Genomic DNA, 17,526 nt, shown 5'->3' with positions numbered 1-17,526 from the left:
AACCATTATACCAAATTTGCCTTAAAAAAAACTCAACTCTCTGCATTTTACATGAGATAGCTGAGTTTTCTTTTTATTTTAGGCTTATTTATGTATTTCCGTATTGAAGAACGACTGCTTCCACTGCAGCTTTTTCACGGTTAATCAAGTCAACACGCGCTGCAATTTCCTTGATTCCCATACCGATGTTACGGCTAAGAGCAAGGTCAGAAAGTTGCGGTTCAAAGAATTTCTTGTACTCTGCCAAACGTTGCTGAGTCTTAAATACGTGAGCAGGAAGGATAACAAAACTATCAAAGCTCATATCTCCTCCAAGAGCTGCCTTAATCCAATCCCAGTTTTCACGCGCCCAAGACCAAGCTGTTTCCTGGGTTGCTTGATGAGATAGGAAATGATTATACCAAGCTGACAAGTCTTGTGGTTTAACCACAAATTTGTCTTTCCAAGTTGCAAGAAGGGTTTGAATGTTTTCGGCATCTGTACTGTAGGCAAGAGCTCCTGCCAACTGGCGCTTGAAGACCGCATCCGTCGCATGAGTGTAAAGGTCCAGATAAGTTGCGACCAAATCCTTAGTCTCATGATGTTTCATTTCATTGATGAGAACTTGTGAACGAATGGCTGCTGGGAGTCCTGCAAGACGATCCTTGTGGGCTGCGAAAATTTGGCTAGCAACTTGACTTGCTTCTGCGTCATTTGAACGAATCATCATGGAAATTGTCAATTGACGAACCAATTCATCCTCATCAGATTCACCCTCTTTGGCTTCAAAACCAAGACGGTCATAGTTGTAACGAGCCAGTTTAGCAATAAGAGCTTTAAAGGCTTTTTCTGCCTCTGTTCCTTCATCAATGAAGCGTTCAAGGGCTGTAATAACTTGAGAAACGGCAGCAACAACTAGGTAAGATTCTTCTTGTGCTAATTGATCCACTACTGGAAGCAAGTCAGCATAAGAAATGTGTCCTGCTTCAGCAAGCAAGCGACGTTCTTGGACGATTTGAAGTTTGCTTGTATTATCAAGTTCTACTAATTCTGAAAGAATAGCAGCCAGTAATTCACCTTGATAGTAAGTAATGTAGTGGGCTGTATTTTCAGTGTTGAGACGAAGAGCTCCTTCATTTTCAGCAAGAAGTGCTGCGTAGCCAGGAATTTCGATGCTTGCAGTTTCGAGTGTATCAGGCAAGCCTTTCCAGTTACTATTGAGTGGCACAACCCAGAGACGGTTCTTGTCTTCGTGCTCACCGATAAAGAATTGTTTTTGTGAGATCTTCAAGACATCATTTTCAACTTTGACAGTGAGAACTGGATAACCAGGTTGTTCCAACCAAGAATCCATAAAGGCTGCGACATCACGTCCAGACGCTTGACCAAGAGCATTCCAAAGGTCACGACCAATTGTATTGCTGTATTGATGTTTTTCAAAGTAGGCATGCAAACCTTTGGCAAAATCGGCATCCCCTAGCCAACGACGAAGCATGTGCATGAGGCGACTTCCTTTGGCATAGACGATAGCTCCGTCAAAGAGCGTATTGATTTCATCTGGGTGTTTGACTTCCACATGAACAGACTGAACACCATCAGTAGCATCACGTTTCAAGGCAGACGGAACACCACCTGTTTGGAAATCTTCAAAGATATTCCAGCTTGGTTCAATAGCATCCACACAGACGTATTCCATCATGTTCGCAAAGCTTTCATTGAGCCAGAGGTCATCCCACCATTTCATCGTTACGAGATTACCAAACCATTGGTGAGCCAATTCATGTGCCACAACAAGGGCAACTTGTTGACGGCTAGCAAAGGTTGAGTTTTCATCCACAACCAAGTAAACTTCGCGGTAAGTTACCAGACCCCAGTTTTCCATGGCACCTGATGAAAAATCAGGAAGAGCGATGTGGAGAGATTGTGGAATTGGGTATTTCACTCCGTAATAATCTTCGTAAAACTCAATGGAACGAACAGCGATATCTAGTGAGAAATCAAGGTTAGATAATGGGTGAGCTTTGGTTGAGTAAACACCTACAAGGGTACCGTTTTTAGTTTTAGCCGTCACACCTTGCAAATCACCCGCAACAAAGGCTAACAAGTAAGAAGACATGCGAGGTGTTGTCTCAAACTTCCAGATACCTGTTTCCTTACGGTTTTCCACTTCGATTTCTGGCATGTTAGACAAGGCTAACTCACCTTCTGCTTGGTCAAAACGTAGAGAGAGGTCAAAGGTTGCTTTGGCTTCTGGCTCATCCACACATGGGAAGGCTTCACGAGCAAAATGGCTTTCAAACTGTGTTGACAAGACTTCCTTCTTCACTCCATCAACTGTGTAATAAGAAGGGTAAATCCCTGTCATGTTGTCTGTAATTTTTCCTGAGAAAGCGATAACCACTTCAACTTGACCAGCCTCAGCTAATTCAATATGAAGGGCTTCATTGTCATGGTCAACTGTGAATGTGCGAGCTTCCCCTACAACTTCTACAGAGGCAATCTCCAAGTCTTTTTGGTGAAGGGAAATACGGTCACTCTGTGCTTGACCAGTAATGGTCACCTTCCCAGAAAACGTCTTGGTCTCACGACTCAAGTCTAAAAATAAATCATAATGTTCAGGAACAAATTGCTTAATAAAATGTTCAACTGCTTGCATAGTTTTCTCCTATCTAAGTTTAAGAGCTAGAGCTCTTCTTCAAACAAACTTATTATATCATGTTTTGCTGGAGAAAAAAGGATTGGACGGTGATTTCCAAAACTTTCTTCCGTCTAACAGTCTACAGTGGGTAGACCTTGCAAAATTCTTCTAAAACAACCTTGCTATCAGGCGTAAAAATTAGTCCTACCTCGCTCATCCACTCGGTGAAAACCTCCTCATGAACCTGACGCCAATAGGCCAGAGATTTGTCGCCTTCCCCTTCCTTAAAGGCATGTTCAGCAGAAACTTGATTGAAAGGCTGAACGGAAACCCTTGTAATTTCGACAATACAGACAGCCTGATTTTGACTATCTAAAATGACATCAAAAGTTCCTTCTTGAGGAAGAGACTCGGCTTCTAGTGCATAGAGGTCGTAGGCTGATGCTGTTGCAGTCTTTTCGCCTCTTAAAACCAAATCTGCTAAAAGATCTAGTTCCACTCCAAAAGCCCAAGCATCGATTTCATCTCCAATCGAAGGATTGATTTTCTTGTAGGCATTCCACATTTCTTGCGGTGTCATGGGTGCTCCTTTGTAATTTCTTACTTTCTTCTTTTATATGTTTGAGATGGTCTGGATGGTCAATCTCTAAATTAAAAATCTCTGGAATAGAACTATAGTGGATAATGCATTCGATACCCATCTGATTTGTTTTTTGTATGAAAGAAGTATTCAGATAGCCTGCTACAGCAAAATCAATCTTTTTCATCCTTGCTTTATTCTGCATCCGTCTCAACATATCTAACATAATTGGATTTTCCATATCATGCCATTGACTGTTTCTCACAGTCGCAAAAACAAAAGAAGTCAAATCATTCATTCCAACTACAATCTTTGAAATACCAGCTTCCAGTATGCTGTCTAAGTCAAAATATGCTGACGGCAATTCAATCATTGTGCCTACTTTTCCAGTAAAACCATGCTGACGCAACACTGTAATAGCTTGCTTTAACTGCTCAGCATCATTGACAAAAGGAAAATAACAGATAGATTGGGATTGGTTTGATAAACTTCTGTAACGACATGTGCTTCATCCTGAAATTCATTCGGACACGCCAGCAAACGCCTAGTTCCTCTATAGCCAAACAAGGGATGATTTTCATCAAAATACTCTTTAGTACCCACTAAACAATTGGCTTCTGTATTCGTTAATTCAGAAAAACGATACCAAACTTCTTCATCTGAGTACAGGGAGCAGATAGTCTCTAGATAATCTTTTACAAATTGCTGACAACTTACTAATAGGATGTTTTGATTAAGTTCTCTCAACAAATATTCCCCACGAATCATGCCAACATGATGAAATAGTTGTGGGTAAACTTTTTCATCAAGTTTTTCTCCACTAAGGGCAAGTTGGTTTTTCATAGCCATTCACCTTCCAATTCATGTAAGAAGTCTTGTCCAGTTCTGGAAATCCTAATAATTCATACTTAATCTTCAAGACTAATGGCGATGCATTTTCTTCTGTGATCTCTTGAATATCCATCCAAATATATCCTAGTGAATCATTCGCACCATCAGACACAGCTTCCGAAGTCGTAACTTGAGGTGCACTCTCATTCATTTCAACATCATACAAGGCCATGACATGGTGAACCATAAAATTTTTTAACTCTTCCCTGACGAAAACATCGTAGATTCGAGGATTAGAGTAGCTTCTAACAGTAAATCCCGTCTCTTCCATAACTTCTCTAGTCAGCGTTTCCGTCAGTCCTTCACCAAGTTGCTGACTTCCACCGGGAAGGTCTAACCTATTTTTGTAGGGACCTGCTGTTTTTTGAATACAAAGAAGGTAACCATGTTTATAGCAAACAGCATAGACTCCAAAATGATTTTTGATTTCCATCCAACTCCTCCTACTTCAAAGACCAGCCACCATCTATTGTCAGAATTTGTCCCTGCATGGCAGATGCCTTTCCACTAGCCAAAAAGAGACTGACTTCTGCCACGTCCTCTGGTTCAATCCAGCGCTTGATTGGTGTTTCACTAGCAACCCAATCAGCCAAGCCACCTGGCTCAAAGTCTGCAGCAGTCATAGCTGTCTTGACTGCTCCTGGAGCGATACCAAATACCTGAATACCAGCTTCTGCATAGTCTAGAGCCAACTGCTTGGTGAAGCCAGCCAAGGCGTGCTTCGAAGAAGTATAAGCGTGTCCACCGCCACCTGCTAGGCTAGAAGCAATGGAGCACATATTGATAATGATTCCTTTTTTATTCTCCAGCATTTGTGTCAAATAATAGCGAGTCAACTCAACAGGAGTCATATAGTTGATTTCAAAAACCTCTTGAATGTCCTGCGCCGTTTGTTCCAACAGTGGTTTGTAATCATCCAAAACTCCGGCAGTATTGCACAAAACATCCACCTGAGGACACCAATCAAAAATAGGCTCTAAGTCCAAGGTCAAATCTCTCTGTAAAAAGTAGAAATCACCATCTAAAACTGGATTTTCGCCTTGGTCCACTCCATAAACTTGATAGCCCTTCTCTAAAAAGAGTCGAGCCTGAGCTAGGCCGATCCCTGAACTCACTCCCGTAATCAATACACGCCTAGTCATGAACTTCTACCCAATCTGTCGCCAAAACATCACAAGGTGTCGGGCTCCACATGGAAAAACCTTCTCCTTCGCCAGATACGTTAATCAAAAAATAAGGAGTAACCTCTAGAGCCACACCATTTTGCTCGATAGTGTCAAAAAGTTGGACATAGTTTTCAGCACCTCCCCATCCAGTACGTACATATTTTTTCTTAGCCTTTAACCCAGGCAGAATTTCTTCAAATGTCATGTTTTTCTCCTTTAATATCAATAATTCTCCCCTTCATTATAACAAAAAAACCGCTTTGCAACGGTTTTTTGACTGTGATTTATTTACATCTGCTTCTACTTACGGCAAATTATTCCCTGCAGCAAGATAAATTTCATACCATTCTTTTCTTGTTAAGCTAAAGTTTGTCGCTTGGCTAACTTCTCTCAAATGCTTAGGATTTGTTGTACCTACGACTGCCTGCATTTTTGCTGGATAACGCAATATCCAAGAAATGGCAATAGTTGAAGGGGTTACTCCATATTTAATAGCTAAACGATCAAGTACTTGATTTAAAGCTTGAAATTTCTCATTTCCAACAAAATTCCCTTTAAAATACCCGAATTGTAAGACAGACCATGCTTGAATGACCACATCGTGTAATTTGCAATATTCAAAAATGCTGCCATCTCGCATAGCTGCTTGACTACCTTCCATATTAACATGAAAACCTGATTCTAATCCTGGAGTAAAAGCCGCACTCAATTGTAGCTGATTAACAGCTAACGGCTGCTTGACATCTTTTTTAAGTAACTCCATCATCATAGGATTTTGATTAGAAACTCCAAAATCTCGAACTTTACCTTGTTTATAAAGAAGATCAAAGGCTTCTGCTACTTGGTCAGATTCCATCAAAGCATCTGGTCGATGAAGAAGCAAGCTATCTAGATGATCAATCTTCAATCTTTGCAAAATTCCGTCAACTGATTTTATAATATAGTCCTTAGAAAAATCAAAATAGGTAAATTCTTCAATGCGAATGCCACATTTGGACTGAATCCACATCTCTTTTCTTAAATCTGGACGATTTTTTAGAACAAGACCTAACAGTTCTTCACAACGACCACGACCATATATATCAGCCAAGTCAAAGGCATTGATTCCAACAAAAAGAGCTGTTTCTACAAGCTCTTCAACTTCTTTTACAGACTTATCTTCTATTCTCATCATTCCGAGAACAATTTCTGATAATTCTTTGTCATCTTGACCAAGAGTTATGTATCTCATCAAATTTTTCTCCTTTAATTTCTAACCTTCTTCTCTTCATTATAACAAAAAACCGCTTTGCAACGGCTTTTTGACTATATTTCACTCCATGTTATCTTTTTAAACCCACGGAAAAAGAGAAAGATTCAAATATTATAGAGCCTCTATTTTTACCCAATTACACTACCGTTTGGCACAGCTGGATCAACTGTAAGAAGGGTTAATTGTCCATCATGTTCAGCTGAGAGAATCATCCCTTGACTGACATATTTCTTCATCATTTTACGTGGTTTGAGGTTAGCAACGATTTGAACTTTTTTGCCGACCAATTCTTGTTCGTTTGGATAGTATTTTGCGATTCCTGAAAGAATTTGACGATCTTCTCCATCCCCAGCATCCAAGCGGAATTGAAGCAGCTTATCAGAACCTTCAACTTTAGAAACTTCTTTGACTTCTGCGACACGGATTTCGACCTTGTCAAAGTCTTCAAACTTGATTTCTTCCTTGTTTAGTTTGAGTTCAACTTCATCTGGATTCCATTCTTTTTCGACAGCTGGTTTGTTACCTTCCATTTGTTCCTTGATATAGGCGATTTCTTCTTCCATATCCAGACGTGGGAAGATTGGTGTTCCCTTAGCAACTACAGTCACATCTGCAGGGAAATCAGCCAATTTCAAGTTCTCAAGGCTTGCTACTTCTTCCAAGCCAAGTTGAGTCAAGACCGCGCGACTGGTTTCCATCATAAATGGCTCAATCAAGTGAGCTACAACACGCAGACTGGCTGCCAAATGACTCATGACACTTGCCAATTGATCGCGGAGTGCTTCATCCTTTGCCAAGACCCATGGAGCTGTCTCATCGATGTATTTATTGGTACGAGAGATCAGAGTCCAGACTGCTTCAAGGGCACGTGGGTAGTCAACTGCTTCCATGTGTGTATGGTAGTCAGCAATTGATTCAGCAGCTACTTGAGCAAGAGCATTGTCAAAGTCTGTTACACCTTCTACATAGGCAGGGATTTGACCATCAAAGTACTTGTTAATCATTGAAACCGTACGGTTGAGGAGGTTTCCGAGGTCATTGGCCAATTCATAGTTGATACGTCCTACATAGTCCTCTGGAGTGAAGGTTCCGTCTGAACCAACAGGAAGGCTACGCATGAGATAGTAACGAAGTGGATCTAGTCCAAAACGCTCTATCAACATTTCAGGATAGACAACATTCCCTTTAGATTTAGACATCTTGCCGTCTTTCATGACAAACCAACCATGACCAATCAAACGTTCTGGCAATTTGATATCCAACATCATAAGAAGGATTGGCCAGTAGATTGAGTGAAAACGAAGGATGTCTTTTCCAACCATATGTAAGACTGTTCCGTTCCAGAACTTGTCAAAGTTAGCGTGTTCGTCTTGATCGTAGCCAAGAGCTGTCACATAGTTGAGTAGAGCATCAAACCAAACATAGACAACGTGTTTTGGATTAGATGGCACTGGCACACCCCATGTAAAGGTTGTACGAGAAACTGCCAAATCCTCTAAACCTGGCTCGATGAAGTTGCGAAGCATTTCATTCAGGCGACCATCTGGCGTGATAAATTCAGGATGGGACTTGAAAAATTCGACCAAACGATCTTGGTACTTGCTAAGACGAAGGAAATAAGACTCTTCAGATACCCATTCCACTTCGTGTCCTGACGGAGCGATTCCTCCGGTTACATTTCCAGCTTCGTCACGGAAAACTTCTGCAAGCTGGCTTTCTGTAAAGAATTCCTCATCTGAAACTGAATACCAACCAGAATATTCACCCAAATAGATGTCATCTTGAGCCAGCAAGCGTTCAAAGACTTGTGCGACAACTTTTTCATGGTAGTCATCCGTTGTACGGATAAATTTATCGTATGAGATATCTAGTAATTGCCAGAGTTCTTTGACTCCAACTGCCATCCCATCAACATAAGCTTGAGGTGTGATACCAGCTTCTTCTGCTTTCTGCTGGATTTTCTGACCGTGCTCATCAAGACCTGTCAGATAAAAGACATCGTAACCCATCAGGCGTTTGTAACGGGCTAGGACATCACAGGCAATAGTTGTGTAGGCAGAACCGATATGAAGTTTACCAGATGGATAGTAAATCGGCGTTGTAATATAAAAATTCTTTTCAGACATAATTTTTCCTTTCCAGGCAAATGAAACCTGTTTTTCTAACACTTCATTATATCACATTTTTAAGGATTTTCGATAGGGAAATCTATATAAAAACAAGATAGACGAGTGTCCATCTTGTTTATCTTATTCATAACGAAGGGCTTCAATTGGATCAAGTTTCGATGCCTTGTTGGCTGGCAAAACTCCAAAAATCATACCCACGCTAGCCGAAACTGCAAGACTAAATAGAGCAACTGGGATTGATACTCCTACTTCTATACCAGCTATCAATCCTTGCAAGAGTAGACCAGCTATAGCTGTTAAGCCTGTCGCAATGGTTAAACCAATGACTCCACCAAGCAAGGTCAAAATCATGGATTCAATCAAAAACTGGATTAAAATATTAGCACGTGTTGCACCCAAAGCCTTACGGAGACCAATCTCACGGGTACGCTCTGTCACCGAAACCAGCATGATGTTCATAACACCAGTCCCTCCAACAAAAAGTGAAATTCCTGCAATGGCACTAATAATCGTAGTTATAAAGCCGAACAGTTGTTGTACTTCTTGGAAGGCTGCAGTCGCATCTGCCACCTGATACTCCCCTTGCTGAAGACCAGCAATCTCGGTCAATTTTCTAGCTAATTCTGGTCCCACTGTTGGTGTCAAACTGGTATCATTGACACGGAAGACAATATCAGAAATTTCATCCATATTGAAGTTATTGGCAAGAGAAATATTAGTCGTAATTGGAAGTCCACCAATACCAAATGTCTTGGCAGTCTTGGCCTCATCGCTGGTATAAACACCAATAACACGATAGCTAAAGCCACCAACATCTATAACCTGGTTAACAGCTTCTTGAGCAGATCCAAACAGGCTATTAGCAAGTTCTTGGTCTAGTAAAATGACACTGGCCACATCTTTATAATCCTGAGCTATGAGACTGCGGCCTGCAACAATTTCATTTTCAACTGCCTTCATGTAGGTAATATTCCCACCTGTCAAGCTAGCGCGCTCCACTTTTTTATCTTTATAAGACAGGGTGATATTTGTTGAGTTGGTTACATAATAACTGTCCACCCCCTTCAGTTTAGCCGCCTCCCTGACCCAGGATTCTTGTGGTTTTGGTGGTTCAACATGAACCTCCTCTTCTTTCCCAGAAACTGTCAATGCTGATTGCTTTTGGGTAAAAGAACCATCTTTGCTTTTGATAGGTGAGAAAAAGACATGGATATTCTTCTGTGACTTGGTCATATTTTTATTGATCTGACGAGACATGGAATCTCCCAGAGCCATAATCACAACAACTGATGAAACACCAATGATAATCCCAATCATAGTGAGAAAAGAGCGCATCTTGTGAGCCATGATAGATGAAAAGGCAAATTTCAGATTCTGCATCTTAGTTTTCCTCCTTTTCTAACTGTGCACTATCAGATGAAATAACTCCATCTCGAATGACAATCTGGCGTTTAGCATAAGCAGCGATTTCAGGCTCATGTGTTACCATGATAATGGTTTTTCCTTCTTTATTTAGTTCAACCAAAAGTTGCATGATTTGGTTACCTGTTTTGGTATCCAAGGCTCCTGTCGGTTCGTCCGCTAGGATAATAGAAGGATTGTTTACCAAGGCACGCGCAATAGCCACACGTTGCTTTTGACCACCAGATAATTCAGAAGGCAAATGGTGACTTCGTTCTGTCAATTCAACCTTATCTAGATATTCCTCAGCTAACTTGCGCCGTTTTGAAGCCGAAACTCCTGCATAAATCAAGGGTAATTCTACATTTTGTAGAGCATTGAGTTTGGATAGAAGAAAGAACTGCTGAAAGACAAATCCAATTTGTTGGTTGCGGACCTTGGCTAGTTGTTTTTCACCAAGGCCAGCCACTTCTTGACCTTCAAGATAATACTCTCCACTGGTTGGTGTATCCAACATTCCAATGGTATTCATGAGAGTAGACTTACCAGAACCAGATGGTCCCATGATGGCGACAAATTCACCCTCATTCACTTCTAGGTTGATATTTTTGAGAACCTGCAGTTCTTGGTCACCATTACGGTAACTTCTGCAGATATTTTTTAGACTAATTAGTTGCTTCATCAGCCTTCACCTCTTTTCCTTCCTCTAGAGAAGACGTTGGGTTACTGATGACCTTGACTCCATTTGTCAGACCTGAAGTGATTTCTTGGTTGTCTGCATCAGCATTGCCCAAACCAACTTCCACTTTCTTGGCCTTTTTCTGCTCGTCAAGCACCCAGACATAGTTCTTATCATTTTCAGTCACAATACTTGTTAGAGGAACCAAAATGGCTTTACTCTTGTTCTTCACCTCAACACTTACTGAGAATCCTTGTTTCAAATCACCGATTTCACTTGTAACATCAATGGTATATGGATATTTAGAACCAGAATTACCACCTGCTGCGGCAGTAGCTGCACTTGCTGCTTCGCCATTAGTTTTAGGATAGTCAGAGATATAGCTAATCTTACCTGTCCAACTCTTATCTTGGTAAACTTTAGAAGTAAAGGTTACTTCTTGACCTACAGATAAGTTGGCAAGGTTATATTCAGATAGTTCACCCTTAACTTGCAAGTTTTCATTGCTAACGACATGAACCACCACTTGGCTAGCTCCTGTTGGAGATTTAGAAACATTGTGGTTGACTTCAACCACAGTTCCTTCTAAGGTACTGAGAACCGTCATGGCATCCAACTGACTTTGAGCCTTGCTTAATTGCGCTTCTGCATCTGCACGGGCATCACGAGCATCACCTAGTTGTGCATCAATAGATGACACCGCATTTCCTGAGACTGGAGCTGGAGTTTGCCCTGCAGCTCCTTCGCCTCCTGCTGGCGTTGGCAACTGTGGAGTCGGAGCTGAAGCAGCTTCATTTCGTGCTTGATTGAGTTCATTGATATGACGGTCTGCCTTAGCTACTGCTCGGCTAGCTGAATCATAGGCCGCCTGGGCTTCTGAACTACTGTACTTGACTAAAGCCTGCCCTTCGCTGACCTTATCACCCACAGAAACAAGGATTTCATCTAAATCTCCTTTACTAGCATCAAAATAAACATATTGTTCATTTTTTGCTGTTACTGTCCCTGACAATAAGACAGAAGATGCCACGCTTCCTTCCTTGGCAACAACAAGATGAGTAGGCTCATCTTTTACCGCGGTCTGAGATGGTTGTCTAAAGAGCAAAATCCCCCCAGCACCCAATACAACTACACTGGCAGCACCGATTGCTGCATACAATTGCCACTTTTTAGCTTTATGATTCTTCTTCATAATAAAACTCCTTTTTGATTTAAAGTCCTTAACAATATTATATAAAAATTAGCAAATATAAACAATAACAGTTCAGAACGAAATAATGACATTTCGGGATTTGATTATTGTTCGGAATCTATTTTTTATTACATTGTACTAGTTATATAATACACTTTATTTTTTCTTTTTGCAAGCCTTTTCTTTAATTTTTTTGAACGTAGCAGATTTTTGCAATCAAATCAAAAAAAAGATAGAATATGACTATCAAAAAATGACACTCTACTATTTCAAAGAGTACAAAGGAGTTTTAAATGAGAGAATACGATATCATTGCTATCGGTGGAGGTAGCGGAGGAATTGCTACCATGAACCGTGCTGGTGAACATGGAGCCAAAGCGGCCGTTATTGAGGAAAAGAAATTAGGCGGAACATGTGTCAATGTCGGTTGTGTTCCTAAAAAAATCATGTGGTACGGAGCGCAAATCGCTGAGACTTTCCATCAATTTGGAGAAGACTACGGCTTTAAGACTACTGATCTTAACTTTGACTTTGCAACCCTACGTCGCAATCGTGAAGCTTACATCGATCGCGCTCGTTCTTCTTATGATGGCAGTTTTAAACGCAACGGCGTAGACCTGATTGAAGGCCATGCTGAATTTGTAGATTCTCATACTGTCAGTGTAAATGGTGAACTGATTCGTGCTAAACATATCGTGATTGCTACTGGTGCCCATCCAAGTATTCCAAACATTCCTGGTGCTGAACTAGGTGGCTCTTCTGATGATGTATTTGCTTGGGAAGAATTGCCAGAGTCAGTTGCTATTCTAGGCGCTGGTTATATCGCTGTTGAATTAGCTGGTGTACTCCACACTTTTGGTGTCAAGACAGATCTCTTTGTTCGTCGCGACCGTCCTTTACGTAGTTTTGATTCTTATATCGTTGAAGGTTTGGTCAAGGAAATGGAAAGAACAAACTTACCACTTCACACTCACAAAGTCCCTGTCAAGTTAGAAAAAACTGCTGAGGGCATTACCATTCATTTCGAAGATGGTACTAGTCACACAGCTAGCCAAGTTATCTGGGCTACTGGTCGCCGTCCAAACGTTAAGGACTTGCAACTTGAAAAAGCTGGAGTGACTCTAAACGAACGTGGCTTTATCCAAGTGGATGAATACCAAAATACTGTGGTTGAAGGAATCTACGCTCTAGGTGATGTAACGGGTGAAAAAGAGCTGACTCCAGTTGCTATCAAGGCTGGGCGTACCCTATCTGAACGTCTCTTTAACGGCAAAACAACTGCAAAAATGGACTACTTGACTATTCCAACCGTTGTCTTTTCACACCCTGCTATCGGAACTGTGGGTTTGACAGAAGAACAAGCCATTAAAGAATACGGTCAAGACCAAATCAAGGTTTACAAATCAAGCTTTACTTCTATGTACTCTGCTTGCACTTACAACCGTCAAGAAACTCGTTTCAAATTGATCACAGCTGGTTCTGATGAAAAAGTTGTCGGACTTCATGGAATTGGCTACGGCGTTGATGAAATGATTCAAGGATTTGCTGTTGCTATCAAAATGGGAGCAACCAAGGCAGACTTTGATGCAACCGTAGCGATTCACCCAACTGCATCTGAAGAATTTGTAACCATGCGTTAATCGAAATAAAAGAAGCTGATACAAATGTGTCTGCTTCTTTTTTGATGATTTACAAATCGATGAAAACAACTTACCTAGTCAGCAAAATCGGCCGTTACAGTTTTTGTTACCTTTGTTATAAAAACAGGTTGACAATAATATCAAATTAAGTATAATAGTTACTATACATAAGAAAAGAGGTTAACTATTTTGAAAAAAGCTCACGTTTATGCTATCCCTGCTATTGGGGCTGCTCTCATTGCTGTTTTGGCACAAATCAGTCTTCCAATTGGACCTGTTCCCTTCACTCTGCAAAATTTTGCAATCGGCTTGATTGCTACTGTCTTTAGACCGAGAGAGGCTGTACTTTCTGTTGGACTCTATCTTCTTCTAGGTGCTATCGGTCTTCCTGTCTTTGCAGGAGGTGGAGCTGGATTTCATGCTTTGATTGGTCCTACTGCAGGCTATCTTTGGTTTTATCTTGTTTATTCTGGACTTACCTCTTCTCTAACTAACAGTGATAGTGGTTTTGTCAGAATTTTTCTAGCAAATCTCTTAGGAGATACACTTGTCTTTGTTGGTGGGATCATTGGATTGCATTTCCTAGCTGGAATGCCATTTGAAAAAGCTCTTGCTGTGGGGGTATTTCCCTTTATCATCCCAGATCTTGGTAAAATTATTGCTATTAGTTTTATTAGCCGTCCATTACTTCAACGCCTTAAAAATCAGGCTTACTTTACTAACTAAAAAAGGATATCGAGTTGTCATAACTCAGTATCCTTTTCTTTCATTTTGAAAACTTATACTCTTCGAAAATCAAATTCAAACCACGTCAGCTTCGCCTTGCCGTACTCAAGTACTGCCTACGGCTAGCTTCCTAGTTTGCTCTTTGATTTTCATTGAGTATTAGTTGCCTTTAAAGGCATCCACCATGGTTTGAAATTCTTCATTGGAGAGGGTAATTCCTTTGCCCATTTTAGTATGGTCTGGGCTCCAAGCACGAATATCAAACTTTGCAGGAGCACCATTAAAGCTCACACGGTTGATCTCCTTGGTCCAACCTTTTTCGTTTTCAGAAAGAGTCAACAGGTGCTCTTCAATTTCAAATGTAAATTCTGCCATTTTCTTCTCCTTTTTTAGCTTTCATTAGTTTATTCGTAAAATCTTGTAGATTTTAGGAAAATTTTATATAATATGGTATAAAAGAAGGGAGGCCACTATGAGATATAAATTCCAGCAAGTTCTAGATAAAATACATGACTTTTTAAATGGACATGACCAACCTGACCAGACTGAAAGCAACTCCCTTACAGCTACTATTGAAGAGGCTATCCAGAAACAAACTGCTGTTCACCTTATCTTGTCTGAGACAAGTTTTACAGGTGACATCATCAAATACGATCAGCAGCGCCAGCAAATTATCGTGAAAAATTTTGCTAAAAATGTGACCCGTATTATTCGCATAAGCGATATTCAACGTCTACGATTTGTCCCTTCAACTGTCCAAACAGCCCAAAAAAATAGATTTAAGAAAGAGTGAGATGTAGTTGCTTCATCCCACTCTTTTTTCTTAGCGAATTTGTTCAAAATGTAAATGAACTGCGATATGATCTCCATAACCACTTCTTTCCAAGTCACGTTGTAGACGATAGGAAATGTAGTGTTCTGCTATGGTAATGTAACCTGCACCCAGTAAACGATGTTCAACCATAGACTGAATCATGCTGATGGTAGCACGTTCCACCTTGGCTTCTTCCAAATCCAAAACCACTTTCTTAGTGACTTGTGCAAGGTTTTGACGTAAATCATCTGTCAATACATAGACAGTCTGGGCTGCCTTTAAGATAGCTTGATAAATCTTATCTGGATTAAATTCAGCAATTTCTCCATCACGTTTGATTACTTGCATAGGTATCTCCTTTATTCTTTGTTTTCTTTGATTTCTGCCAGCATTTTTTCTTCTTCTACTGTCAGTTGATAATGTTTAAGCAAATCCGGTCTGCGTTCATAGGTTTTCTTCAAACTCTCATACAATCGCCACTGACGAATCTTTTCATGGTGCCCGCTCATCAATACATCTGGCACGACCATTCCTCGATAATCATAGGGACGCGTGTACTGAGGATATTCAAGAAGGCCTGAAGAAAAACTATCATCTTGGTGGCTAGACTCCTTGCCGATTACTTCTGGAATCAGGCGTACCGTAGCATCAATCATGGTCATAGCCGCCAACTCTCCACCAGTCAAGACATAGTCCCCCAGGGAGATCTCATCTGTCACCAAGGTCTTAATGCGCTCATCATAGCCCTCGTAGTGACCACAGATAAAGATTAGCTCTTCCTCTTGAGCCAAATCCTCAGCATAAGACTGATCAAACTGCTTGCCAGCTGGGTCTAGGAGAATGACGCGCGGATTTTTCTTTTCAATAGCATCAAAGGCATCGAAAATGGGTTGAGCTCGGAGCAACATCCCCTGACCGCCTCCGTAGGGCTCATCATCAACATGGCGGGCCTTTTCAGCATTTTCTCGAAAATTATGATACTGGATATCCAAGAGCCCTTTTTCTCGAGCCTTTCCAACGATTGAGTGCTCCAGTGGAGAAAACATCTCTGGAAAAAGGGTTAAAATATCAATCTTCATCGTCTAACCCTTCTAAGATTTCCACATCGACGCGGTTGTTTGGAATATCAACATTGAGAACCACTGGTGGGATATAAGGCAATAACAAATCACGCTTGCCTTTTCGCTTGACCACCCAGACATCGTTGGCACCTGGTTGCAGGATTTCCTTGATGGTTCCAATCAAATTATCACCCTCATAGACTTCTAAACCGATAATCTCGTGATAGTAAAATTCACCATCTTCTAGGTCATTCAAATCTTTCTCAGCAACCTTGAGACTGTATCCCTTGTACTTTTCGATAGCATTGATATGGTACATATCTTTAAATTTAATAATGTCAAAGTTCTTCTGTTTACGGTGACTAGCAATGGTCACTGTTTGAACAAACTGATTTTTTTCATCAAACAAGGCCAGCTCAGCCCCTTTTTTAAACCGTTCTTCTGCAAAATCTGTCACAGACAAGACTCGCATCTCACCTTGCAATCCCTGCGTATTGACGATTTTCCCAACATTAAAGTAGTTCATCTTGTCTCCTATAGTCTCCTTCTTTCCATCTTATTCTGACAATTCTCGAATAATAGTCGCAATTTTTTCGGATTCAGACCATTGTAAATAATGGTGATTCCCTCCTAAAATGAGTTTAGTATTGGAAGTCCAATATTCTGATTCTCTGTACTCTTTTTCTCTATAAGGCTGACAAAAAATAAATACAGGGGTATAAGCTTCTATCGACAAATTCTCAAAATCTTCCTCAGTAATCTCTCCAGATATCTGAAATCCTGGATCTTGATTTTCCAACTCTGAACCTTTTTCTTGCATTATTTCCCAGATTTCTTTATTAATTTCAGGGCTAAATGTTGCTTGAGTTAAGTTCTTAAAATAAAGTTCAGAACCATACTCGTCAATCAGCCTCATCTGCTCTTCCATTTCTGGATAAGGATTTTCTGAAAAATCAGCAAACATGACTTTTTTAGTTGTCGGTTCCATTGCTACTAAAGCCTGACACTTAATTGGTTTCTTGAGCAATTTACAAGCTAAAATTCCACTCAAACTATGTACACAAAGTATATATTCAGAAATCCCTAATTCTTCAAGTACTTCATAAACCGCATCTACAAGATTATCTAGATTTTTTCCAGCTTGGTCATGAATCGGACTCCTACCTGTGTTCGGAAAATCAATTGTCAAATAACCAATTGTAGGAGGAAGTTTTTCAAGTATAAGTGAAAAATTTTCATAACTTGGTAGTAAACCTGCTCCGTTTAGACAAACTAGCACTTTCTTTTGCTTTTGATAAGTAACAGAGAGATTACCAATTTTTGTAGATACTTCAAACCTCTTCATAAAAAAGACACTCATTCTATATAATGAATTATT

The 17,526-nt window shown here is 40.5% G+C and carries 18 protein-coding genes and 1 pseudogene; 3 read left to right on the top strand and 16 right to left on the bottom strand.

Annotated elements, in window-relative coordinates; translation table 11 throughout:
* Positions 1-88: 88 nt before the first annotated feature.
* The 11 genes and pseudogenes from SK637_RS03835 to SK637_RS03785 form a co-directional block, all read right to left on the bottom strand.
* Entirely contained in the window at positions 89-2,635 is a 2,547-nt protein-coding gene (locus SK637_RS03835; RefSeq protein ID WP_033688607.1) for a M1 family metallopeptidase, read from the bottom strand.
* A gap of 121 nt (positions 2,636-2,756) precedes the next feature.
* Complete coding sequence (locus tag SK637_RS03830; RefSeq protein WP_033688605.1) at positions 2,757-3,197, bottom strand: ASCH domain-containing protein; 441 nt, start codon at positions 3,195-3,197, stop codon at positions 2,757-2,759.
* Positions 3,139-4,040, bottom strand: a pseudogene (locus tag SK637_RS03825) (putative PEP-binding protein). The gene SK637_RS03830 and the pseudogene SK637_RS03825 overlap by 59 nt, the downstream one beginning before the upstream one ends.
* Entirely contained in the window at positions 4,018-4,521 is a 504-nt protein-coding gene (locus SK637_RS03820; protein WP_033688603.1) for an NUDIX hydrolase, read from the bottom strand. Before SK637_RS03820 ends, SK637_RS03825 begins: the two are co-directional and overlap by 23 nt.
* Before the next feature lie 10 nt (positions 4,522-4,531).
* A complete protein-coding gene (locus tag SK637_RS03815; protein WP_033688601.1) occupies positions 4,532-5,230 on the bottom strand; it encodes a 3-oxoacyl-ACP reductase in 699 nt (232 codons plus the stop codon).
* Complete coding sequence (locus tag SK637_RS03810) at positions 5,223-5,459, bottom strand: DUF2829 domain-containing protein (protein ID WP_000141913.1); 237 nt, start codon at positions 5,457-5,459, stop codon at positions 5,223-5,225. Before SK637_RS03810 ends, SK637_RS03815 begins: the two co-directional genes overlap by 8 nt.
* A 99-nt stretch (positions 5,460-5,558) precedes the next feature.
* Complete coding sequence (locus tag SK637_RS03805) at positions 5,559-6,485, bottom strand: aldo/keto reductase (protein ID WP_033688600.1); 927 nt, start codon at positions 6,483-6,485, stop codon at positions 5,559-5,561.
* Between the two features lie 149 nt (positions 6,486-6,634).
* Positions 6,635-8,632 carry a methionine--tRNA ligase gene (metG, locus tag SK637_RS03800; protein WP_033688598.1) on the bottom strand — a complete coding sequence of 666 codons (1,998 nt, stop codon included), beginning with the start codon at positions 8,630-8,632 and terminating at the stop codon, positions 6,635-6,637.
* A 123-nt stretch (positions 8,633-8,755) separates the two neighbouring features.
* Positions 8,756-10,015 (bottom strand): ABC transporter permease, encoded by a 1,260-nt coding sequence (locus tag SK637_RS03795; protein WP_033688596.1) that lies wholly within the window; start codon positions 10,013-10,015, stop codon positions 8,756-8,758.
* A gap of 1 nt (position 10,016) precedes the next feature.
* Positions 10,017-10,718, bottom strand: coding sequence for an ABC transporter ATP-binding protein (locus tag SK637_RS03790; RefSeq protein ID WP_000811471.1), 702 nt, complete (start codon positions 10,716-10,718; stop codon positions 10,017-10,019).
* Positions 10,702-11,910: an efflux RND transporter periplasmic adaptor subunit gene (locus SK637_RS03785; protein ID WP_033688595.1), complete on the bottom strand. Its 1,209-nt coding sequence runs from the start codon at positions 11,908-11,910 to the stop codon at positions 10,702-10,704. Before SK637_RS03785 ends, SK637_RS03790 begins: the two co-directional genes overlap by 17 nt.
* Before the next feature lie 290 nt (positions 11,911-12,200).
* On the opposite strand from SK637_RS03785, the gene gor reads away from it, so the two are divergent.
* Both gor and SK637_RS03775 read left to right on the top strand, forming a co-directional pair.
* The gene (gor, locus tag SK637_RS03780; RefSeq protein ID WP_033688593.1) at positions 12,201-13,547 is read left to right on the top strand and encodes a glutathione-disulfide reductase; all 1,347 of its coding nucleotides are present in this window, start codon (positions 12,201-12,203) and stop codon (positions 13,545-13,547) included.
* Positions 13,548-13,736: 189 nt separating this feature from the next.
* Positions 13,737-14,273 carry a biotin transporter BioY gene (locus tag SK637_RS03775; RefSeq protein WP_033688590.1) on the top strand — a complete coding sequence of 179 codons (537 nt, stop codon included), beginning with the start codon at positions 13,737-13,739 and terminating at the stop codon, positions 14,271-14,273.
* Between the two features lie 159 nt (positions 14,274-14,432).
* On the opposite strand, the gene SK637_RS03765 is transcribed toward SK637_RS03775, so the two are convergent.
* On the bottom strand, positions 14,433-14,648 hold the full coding sequence (locus tag SK637_RS03765) for a YdbC family protein (protein ID WP_000807422.1): 216 nt from the start codon (positions 14,646-14,648) through the stop codon (positions 14,433-14,435).
* A 97-nt stretch (positions 14,649-14,745) separates the two neighbouring features.
* Between SK637_RS03765 and SK637_RS03760 the strand changes: the two genes are divergently transcribed.
* On the top strand, positions 14,746-15,066 hold the full coding sequence (locus SK637_RS03760; RefSeq protein WP_001269557.1) for a hypothetical protein: 321 nt from the start codon (positions 14,746-14,748) through the stop codon (positions 15,064-15,066).
* Positions 15,067-15,096: 30 nt separating this feature from the next.
* Here SK637_RS03760 and SK637_RS03755 read toward each other — a convergent pair whose 3' ends face one another.
* From SK637_RS03755 to SK637_RS03740, 4 genes are read right to left on the bottom strand one after another with little or no spacing between them, the layout of a single operon-like run.
* The gene (locus tag SK637_RS03755; RefSeq protein WP_001196040.1) at positions 15,097-15,435 is read right to left on the bottom strand and encodes an ATP cone domain-containing protein; all 339 of its coding nucleotides are present in this window, start codon (positions 15,433-15,435) and stop codon (positions 15,097-15,099) included.
* 11 nt (positions 15,436-15,446) lie between these two features.
* Entirely contained in the window at positions 15,447-16,166 is a 720-nt protein-coding gene (trmD, locus tag SK637_RS03750; RefSeq protein WP_033688588.1) for a tRNA (guanosine(37)-N1)-methyltransferase TrmD, read from the bottom strand.
* Positions 16,156-16,674, bottom strand: coding sequence for a ribosome maturation factor RimM (gene rimM / locus SK637_RS03745; protein ID WP_033688586.1), 519 nt, complete (start codon positions 16,672-16,674; stop codon positions 16,156-16,158). The genes trmD and rimM overlap by 11 nt, the downstream gene beginning before the upstream one ends.
* A 30-nt stretch (positions 16,675-16,704) precedes the next feature.
* The gene (locus SK637_RS03740) at positions 16,705-17,493 is read right to left on the bottom strand and encodes an alpha/beta fold hydrolase (protein WP_033688584.1); all 789 of its coding nucleotides are present in this window, start codon (positions 17,491-17,493) and stop codon (positions 16,705-16,707) included.
* Between the last annotated feature and the right edge of the window lie 33 nt (positions 17,494-17,526).

The sequence above is a fragment of the Streptococcus mitis genome (genome assembly GCF_000722765.2).
Lineage (GTDB): Bacteria > Bacillota > Bacilli > Lactobacillales > Streptococcaceae > Streptococcus > Streptococcus mitis_AQ.
This window is presented reverse-complemented; position numbering and strand designations above follow the sequence as displayed.

Coding starts and splice junctions, on each gene's coding strand:
- SK637_RS03765 (WP_000807422.1), bottom strand. CDS start 14,648: ATGGCAGAATTTACATTTGAAATTGAAGAGCACCTGTTGACTCTTTCT.
- metG (WP_033688598.1), bottom strand. CDS start 8,632: ATGTCTGAAAAGAATTTTTATATTACAACGCCGATTTACTATCCATCT.
- SK637_RS03805 (WP_033688600.1), bottom strand. CDS start 6,485: ATGAGATACATAACTCTTGGTCAAGATGACAAAGAATTATCAGAAATT.
- SK637_RS03815 (WP_033688601.1), bottom strand. CDS start 5,230: ATGACTAGGCGTGTATTGATTACGGGAGTGAGTTCAGGGATCGGCCTA.
- SK637_RS03830 (WP_033688605.1), bottom strand. CDS start 3,197: ATGACACCGCAAGAAATGTGGAATGCCTACAAGAAAATCAATCCTTCG.
- SK637_RS03755 (WP_001196040.1), bottom strand. CDS start 15,435: ATGCAAGTAATCAAACGTGATGGAGAAATTGCTGAATTTAATCCAGAT.
- SK637_RS03740 (WP_033688584.1), bottom strand. CDS start 17,493: ATGAAGAGGTTTGAAGTATCTACAAAAATTGGTAATCTCTCTGTTACT.
- gor (WP_033688593.1), top strand. CDS start 12,201: ATGAGAGAATACGATATCATTGCTATCGGTGGAGGTAGCGGAGGAATT.
- trmD (WP_033688588.1), bottom strand. CDS start 16,166: ATGAAGATTGATATTTTAACCCTTTTTCCAGAGATGTTTTCTCCACTG.
- rimM (WP_033688586.1), bottom strand. CDS start 16,674: ATGAACTACTTTAATGTTGGGAAAATCGTCAATACGCAGGGATTGCAA.
- SK637_RS03790 (WP_000811471.1), bottom strand. CDS start 10,718: ATGAAGCAACTAATTAGTCTAAAAAATATCTGCAGAAGTTACCGTAAT.
- SK637_RS03795 (WP_033688596.1), bottom strand. CDS start 10,015: ATGCAGAATCTGAAATTTGCCTTTTCATCTATCATGGCTCACAAGATG.
- SK637_RS03820 (WP_033688603.1), bottom strand. CDS start 4,521: ATGGAAATCAAAAATCATTTTGGAGTCTATGCTGTTTGCTATAAACAT.
- SK637_RS03760 (WP_001269557.1), top strand. CDS start 14,746: ATGAGATATAAATTCCAGCAAGTTCTAGATAAAATACATGACTTTTTA.
- SK637_RS03835 (WP_033688607.1), bottom strand. CDS start 2,635: ATGCAAGCAGTTGAACATTTTATTAAGCAATTTGTTCCTGAACATTAT.
- SK637_RS03810 (WP_000141913.1), bottom strand. CDS start 5,459: ATGACATTTGAAGAAATTCTGCCTGGGTTAAAGGCTAAGAAAAAATAT.